Origin of the sequence: uncultured Megasphaera sp., from assembly GCF_958350005.1 — a bacterium.
GTDB lineage: Bacteria > Bacillota > Negativicutes > Veillonellales > Megasphaeraceae > Megasphaera.
In genome coordinates this window covers 1-5,918 of record NZ_CATWFF010000128.1, presented here as the reverse complement: position 1 = coordinate 5,918, position 5,918 = coordinate 1, and the positions used below count along the sequence as shown (strand labels likewise).

General features: G+C 55.9%; 8 protein-coding genes and 1 pseudogene. All 9 read right to left on the bottom strand.

What is annotated here, in order from left to right:
- Positions 1-125: 125 nt before the first annotated feature.
- Positions 126-1,352, bottom strand: a complete 1,227-nt coding sequence (locus Q3886_RS07850) for an aldo/keto reductase (protein WP_301860775.1) — start codon at positions 1,350-1,352, stop codon at positions 126-128.
- A complete protein-coding gene (locus Q3886_RS07845; RefSeq protein ID WP_301860774.1) occupies positions 1,345-1,572 on the bottom strand; it encodes a hypothetical protein in 228 nt (75 codons plus the stop codon). The genes Q3886_RS07850 and Q3886_RS07845 overlap by 8 nt, the downstream gene beginning before the upstream one ends.
- Complete coding sequence (locus Q3886_RS07840) at positions 1,569-2,423, bottom strand: 4Fe-4S binding protein (protein ID WP_301860773.1); 855 nt, start codon at positions 2,421-2,423, stop codon at positions 1,569-1,571. The genes Q3886_RS07845 and Q3886_RS07840 overlap by 4 nt, the downstream gene beginning before the upstream one ends.
- A gap of 124 nt (positions 2,424-2,547) precedes the next feature.
- Entirely contained in the window at positions 2,548-3,072 is a 525-nt protein-coding gene (locus Q3886_RS07835) for a methylated-DNA--[protein]-cysteine S-methyltransferase (RefSeq protein WP_301860772.1), read from the bottom strand.
- A gap of 147 nt (positions 3,073-3,219) precedes the next feature.
- Positions 3,220-3,354, bottom strand: a pseudogene (gene tatA / locus Q3886_RS10035) (twin-arginine translocase TatA/TatE family subunit); the annotation flags it as partial.
- An 88-nt stretch (positions 3,355-3,442) separates the two neighbouring features.
- The gene (locus Q3886_RS07825; protein ID WP_301860769.1) at positions 3,443-3,943 is read right to left on the bottom strand and encodes a cyclophilin-like fold protein; all 501 of its coding nucleotides are present in this window, start codon (positions 3,941-3,943) and stop codon (positions 3,443-3,445) included.
- 33 nt (positions 3,944-3,976) lie between these two features.
- Positions 3,977-4,612 carry a flavodoxin gene (locus Q3886_RS07820; RefSeq protein ID WP_301860768.1) on the bottom strand — a complete coding sequence of 212 codons (636 nt, stop codon included), beginning with the start codon at positions 4,610-4,612 and terminating at the stop codon, positions 3,977-3,979.
- A gap of 18 nt (positions 4,613-4,630) precedes the next feature.
- On the bottom strand, positions 4,631-5,050 hold the full coding sequence (locus Q3886_RS07815) for a cupin domain-containing protein (protein ID WP_301860766.1): 420 nt from the start codon (positions 5,048-5,050) through the stop codon (positions 4,631-4,633).
- Between the two features lie 34 nt (positions 5,051-5,084).
- A partial coding sequence (locus Q3886_RS07810; protein WP_301860765.1) for a DUF362 domain-containing protein occupies positions 5,085-5,918 on the bottom strand: 834 nt, incomplete at its 5' end.

Sequence of the window (5,918 nt, the reverse complement as noted above, 5' to 3'; positions counted from 1 at the left end):
AGCAGGGCGCATACACAGGGATTGTCCCGGGCGGACGGTCAAAGGGCTGTCGCCTCCCGGCCCCCCTGGCATGATGGGGAAATCTACGGCCTGTGGGCGACCGGCATATGGGCAGAATACCAGTATTACTCGCCAAAATAGGCCTGCGTCTGCTTCATACGTTCCCGGATCGCCACATGAAAAGGACAACGGGGCTCGCACTGGCCGCACTGAATGCAGTCACCGGCTTTGGCGGAAAGGCGGCGGTAATGATCGGCCGCCAGGGCATCGCCGGACTGGGCCAGATCATAAAATTTATTCACTGCCGCAATATCAATAGATTTGACGCAGGGCTGGCAGTGGCCGCAGTAAATACAGACGCCGTCCATATCCTTTGCGTTGGCCTGGAGAATCTGCGAATACTGCCGCTCTTCCGGAGACGCGCTGTAATACAACAGCGATGTCTTCACATCCATGAGATTGCGTACGCCGGGAATAATGGAAACAACGGCTGGCCGGTCCAGACAGTACTGAATGCACTGAACCGGCGTCATAGCCTGACCAAAAGGAGACGACGCCTCTGACAGCAATCGGCCGCCGCCATAGGCTTTCATGACTGTAATAGCCGCGCCGAGCTGCTGCGCCCGTTCGTACAGTTTCCGCCGGCTTTCGTCCAGACGCATGCCGCCGCCAGACGACACAAAATCGTAGGCCGGATTCAGACTGAACATGAATACATCAATCAGGCCTGTATCCAGGAAGCGATGACTCATTTCCACAGAATGGGACGAAAAGCCAATATGCCGGATAACGCCGTCCTGCTTGAGCTTCTGCGCATAGTCCAGCAGTCCGTTATTGACCATGTTGTCATAATCCTCACCCTGATCGACGTAATGAATGAGGCCAATATCACTGTAGTCCGTCTGGAACATGCGCAGCTGCGTTTCAAATCCTTCCCGGACCTTCGCAAAGTCGCGGGTACGGGTATATACGTTGTTGGGGTATGTCGCACCAATGTGCATCTGCGTAATGAATTTCTGCCGCTTCCCTTTCAGGGCCTGGCCGATGGGGACTGCCGTGGAAAAATCGGCCATAACTGTATCAACTAGGTTAATGCCCCGGTCGGCAGCATAGTCAAAGACCTGGGCAATTCCTTCTGGCGACGATTCATGCAGAGAACCGCAGCCAATGCCGATCGTACTGACCTGCACGCCTGTATGGGGAATGGGCCGGTACTGCACGTCGCCGTGTTCGGCCCGGCTGCCGAGCTGCTGTTCTTCAAAAGCTTCACGCCGCGACTGCAGGCCGCATCCCGACAGCAGCAAACCTGCCGTTCCCAGGCTGGCCAGTTTCAGAAAATCTCGTCTATTCATGAGTTACCTCCTTCTGCGAATGCCTGTGGCGCAGGGCCAGAATGCCCGCCCAGGCAATGGCGCCAACAGCGGCAATACAGCCGCCGCCACAGGAGCCGCACACGCCGGTGCACAGCGTCGATACGGTGCCGGCAGCGGCTGGCACTGCGCCTTCGGCAGCTGACGAAAGGACAGCAATGCCGGCGGCACCGGCGCCTGTTACAACAGATTCTCGTTTCATTCGTCCTTTCCCCCTTTTCTATAGGCAATGGCTCCTGCAGGACATACGTGGCTGCAGGCCTGGCAGATGATGCAGCGGTGCTGCGACAGGACGGCCTTGCTGTCCCGTATAGAAAGAGCCGTCATGGGACAGGCGGCGGCGCATTTCCCGCAGCCAATGCAGGCCTGACGATGGACGTCCATCCGCCAGGACCAGGGAAGATGCCGTCCCACAGCGTGCATCAGACTGTTGAAGGCGCCGACAGGACAAAGGAAGTTGCAGAATCCCCGGCCGCCGCGGGTAAACAGGCCCAGCAGAACAAACCACAGGCCGAATGTCGCAAGGAGCGACACAGAGTAAACAGGCAGATGCTGCGTATACGCCGTCGTAATCAGCATGTCGAAGACGAAGAAGTTGCAGTACGAACAATGGGCCGTAATGCCGATAAAGGGGGCCAGCAAAAATCCGGCAAAGAAACCATAGCGCAGCGGCGTAATCCGTACGTGCTTCGGCCAGTTGATCTGGAACCGGGACGGAACGAGACGGGACAGAAATTCTGTCAACGCACCGGCCGGGCACAGTTTGCCGCAGAACAGCGGGCCAAAGACCAGGGAAACCACGGCCAGCAGCACCAGTGCCACCAGCGATACGGGGCCCGCTTCTTCAATGCGTCCATCCAGCAGATACTGCAGGGGAATTCGAAAGCAAGGCTCGTGAATACTGTACAGCTGCGTCGGCGGAATAACCTGGTCTATGAGGCGGGCAAATCCGTCGAAAGGCGCATAAAACAGCATAAAGCCAATGATATATCCCAGCAGCCGCCTGCTGAAAAAGGCGATATTCTTCGTTTGCATCGTCTTCCTAAAACCCATGATATATTCTCTCCTTACTGGAAACTATCGTAACACGTGAATAAATTAATAACAAAACGTTCTATATTGTATAGCAAACAAGCCGCTGTACAGCAGGCAGCAGTTTGTACAGCGGCCAGTTTCGTCAATCCCTGCTCTTCAGGCCGGACAGGTCCACGCCTTCATGCTGCAGGAGCTGCCGCTTTTTATCGATGCCGCCGGCATAGCCAGTCAGGCTTCCACCGACTCCAACGACACGATGACAGGGAATGATGATGGATATGGGATTATGTCCCACAGCGCCGCCAATGGCCTGAGCCGACATATGGTCTTTTCCCTGACGGGACGCCACTTCTTCGGCAATACTGCCGTAGGTCCGCACCTGTCCATAGGGAATCTGGCAGAGAATATGCCACACAAGACGGCGGAAAGGCGTTCCTTCCGGATACAGAGGCATTGACAGGATGGTCGGCTGGCGGCCGGAAAAATAGGCATCCAGCCACTGCATGGCTCTTGTCAGCACCGGTGATTCACAGGAACGGCAATCCTGCGGCGCCAGTGAAGCAAGATAATGAGACTGTCCCTGAAACCAAAGGCCAACGAGACAGTCCCCGCGGCCGGCAAGGGTCAGCATTCCCAGAGGTGATTCATAGGATGCTAGATCATACATATTCGCCATACCTGCTTATGCCTTGGAATCGTCCGGCGTATCGGCCTGTTTCTGGGCTCCTGCCGTTTCCGTTTTTGCTGCTGTGTCTGTTTTTGTTGCCGTTTCTTTTTCTGTTGCTGTCGCGTTCTGAACGGCATCGCCGGTCTTGTTGACTTCTTCCTTGAATTCGCGCAGGCTCGTACCCAGAGATTTTCCCAGGCCAGCCACTTTTTTGCCGCCAAACAGGACGAGGACGATCAGCAAGATGACGATGAGCTCTTGGGCTCCTAAATGCATGGTAATTCCTTCTTTCTGCAATATCTGCAATACTAATATACCTTTATGATACTATTACAGCTATTGTATCACGACTGACAGCAAGAGAAAAGGCTCATTCTCTGGCCGCCATGGCAAAGGCTTCAAAAGTTCCGTGCTGCTGTGACAGCAGTTCCAGTCCGGAAACGACATGTCCCAGAAGGATGCGGCCGCCTCGGCTGTCCATGTCGCGGCAGCAGATGTAGACTTCTTTCGTCTGCGTGTCCATGACGATATCGCCAATAGCCGGCGCCAGGGTCTGCGTATCCTGCCGGGCATAGGCCGAATCGGGAAGGCCTGGTAAGATGATTTTTTCCGGCTGCCGCACGAGCTGGACGGCCAGAGGCTGCCGTTCGGCGAACTCCAGAGCCGCTTCCTGATCGTACAGGCCAATGACGGCATGGCCGCCGGCCAAGGCCAGGTCGAGCTGACGGACATAGGCCTGCTGCTGCGGCCCCAGGACCTGCATCGTTTCGTCCTGACTGCTGCCAGTGCGGCAGCTGCCGAGAACGACTGCTGTTCCGGCGGCAACGAGCAGAGCCGCTGCTGTCAGCAGGACAGCTGCTTTTTTATGCATACGTTCCCCTTCTTTCCCGTACATCGCCATATATCAGGATACGGCGTGAATATCTTTCAGCCACTGCGAAATCTTGGCTGGATCTGTTGACTGACTGCCCTGTACTACCTGTGCACCGGGAACGGCTTTCTGCAGATCCGGAATACTTCCTGACAGGGGGCTGCCGCCGCTGGTGCAGAAGGGCACGATGACCTTGCCGCTCAGGGAATAGCTTTCCAGGAAGGTATACACATGCATCGGCGCTTTGCCCCACCAGATGGGATAGCCTACAAAAATGACGTCGTACTGGTCCATGTTGTCTACGGTACTGGCTACGGCAGGACGGGCATTGTCCTGCATTTCCTTCTTGGCCACATCTACACATTCCCGATAGTCTGTCGGATACGGCACAGCCGGCTGGATTTCAAACAAGGTACCGCCTGTTTCGCTGCTGATCTGTTCGGCTACGGCTTTGGTGTGGCCGCTCCAGGAATAGTAGGCCACGAGGACTTTCTTCCCTTTCATGGCGTCAGGAATGGTCTGTGCCAGTTCTGCACTGGATGAAGCGGCCGATTTGGTGCTGTCCGTATTGGCAGACGCCGTATTGCTGCCGGAAGATCCGCAGCCCATAAGCCCCAGAGCAAGGCAGGCTGTCAGTACGATAGAACCTAATTTTTTCAGACGTTTCATGATTCTCTGTCTCCTTTATTAAAGCAATGCATCATATTCTTCACCGTCAACAGGCTCGCACCATTCCGTAGATGCGCCGTCTGCAGGCACTTCAATGGCAACGTGGGAAAACCAGCAGTCTTTGGCTGCGCCGTGCCAGTGCTTTACGTCCGGCGGGATATTGACGACATCGCCGGCGTGCAGTTCCCGGGCGGCCTTCCCCCATTCCTGGTAGTAGCCGCGGCCGGCTGTGACCAGCAGAATCTGGCCGCCTTTGTGGTGAATGTGCCAGTGATTGCGGCAGCCTGGCTCGAAGGTGACGTTGGCCGTGACGACGCGGTCTGTCGTCAGCATATGCAAATAGCTTTGTCCGTCAAAATAGCGGGCATAGGCGTCGTTGGGAGCGCCCAGGCCGAAGAGGCCGCCCTGGGACGGTGTTATATCTGTTGTATCGTTCATGATAGCGCTGTCACTCCTTACCTATCGGTAACACTCAATCAATAGAAATCAGTTCATACTGGGGATTTCCCATTTTCAGGTCTTTCATGGCCTGGAGCTGATGAAGGCCGCGGCGGGACTCGATGCGTTCCACCAGATCGTGGTTTTCCTGAGCCGACAGGGCGTATACCATGTCGACGCTGGCCTGATCGACGGCGAGAATGTCCGTCGATGCCACAATACCAATATCAGGAATGGTCGGTTCAGCAGCCCGCGTGCCGGCGCAGTCGCAGTCGACGGACATGCGGCGCATGACGTTGATAAATACGATATGCTTACCGAAGTAGTCTACTGTCGCCTTGGCCGAATCGGCCATCAGTTCCATAAGCGGTTCTTTCGCCGGCCAGGCTCCCCAGTCTTCCGGCGGCATATCGACGCCGTGGACCTGCTTTTTCCCCACCTGTCCCGAGGCGCAGCCAATGGCGATGTTTTTCATGGAACCGCCAAAGCCGCCCATGGCGTGGCCTTTGAAGTGGGTCAGGACGATCATGGAATCGTAATTGACGATGTGACCGCCCATGGCGACTTCCTTCAGTCGTTTGCCGCCGCGGACAGGCAGGTTGACGTCGCCATCTTCATCCATAATGTCGACGGGGCAGAAAGTCCAGCCATTGACCTGCAGCGTGTCCCGGTGATCTGCCGTCGTATACCGGTCACCCTGGTAGAGCGTGTTCGTTTCCACAATGGTGCTGTCCGGCACATGGGCCATGAAGTCTTTGACCATATCTCTGGGCAGGATATTGGGGCCGTGTTTTTCGCCCGTATGGAGCTTGACGGCGACCTTGCCGTAAATGCCTTCATTGATGTGATCATAAAGCCGAATCAAATG

What these genes read in the sequence shown, in the direction of transcription:
- Q3886_RS07850 (WP_301860775.1), bottom strand. Translation starts at nt 1,352, where the DNA reads ATGAATAGACGAGATTTTCTGAAACTGGCCAGCCTGGGAACGGCAGGT.
- Q3886_RS07845 (WP_301860774.1), bottom strand. Translation starts at nt 1,572, where the DNA reads ATGAAACGAGAATCTGTTGTAACAGGCGCCGGTGCCGCCGGCATTGCT.
- Q3886_RS07840 (WP_301860773.1), bottom strand. Translation starts at nt 2,423, where the DNA reads ATGGGTTTTAGGAAGACGATGCAAACGAAGAATATCGCCTTTTTCAGC.
- Q3886_RS07835 (WP_301860772.1), bottom strand. Translation starts at nt 3,072, where the DNA reads ATGTATGATCTAGCATCCTATGAATCACCTCTGGGAATGCTGACCCTT.
- Q3886_RS07825 (WP_301860769.1), bottom strand. Translation starts at nt 3,943, where the DNA reads ATGCATAAAAAAGCAGCTGTCCTGCTGACAGCAGCGGCTCTGCTCGTT.
- Q3886_RS07820 (WP_301860768.1), bottom strand. Translation starts at nt 4,612, where the DNA reads ATGAAACGTCTGAAAAAATTAGGTTCTATCGTACTGACAGCCTGCCTT.
- Q3886_RS07815 (WP_301860766.1), bottom strand. Translation starts at nt 5,050, where the DNA reads ATGAACGATACAACAGATATAACACCGTCCCAGGGCGGCCTCTTCGGC.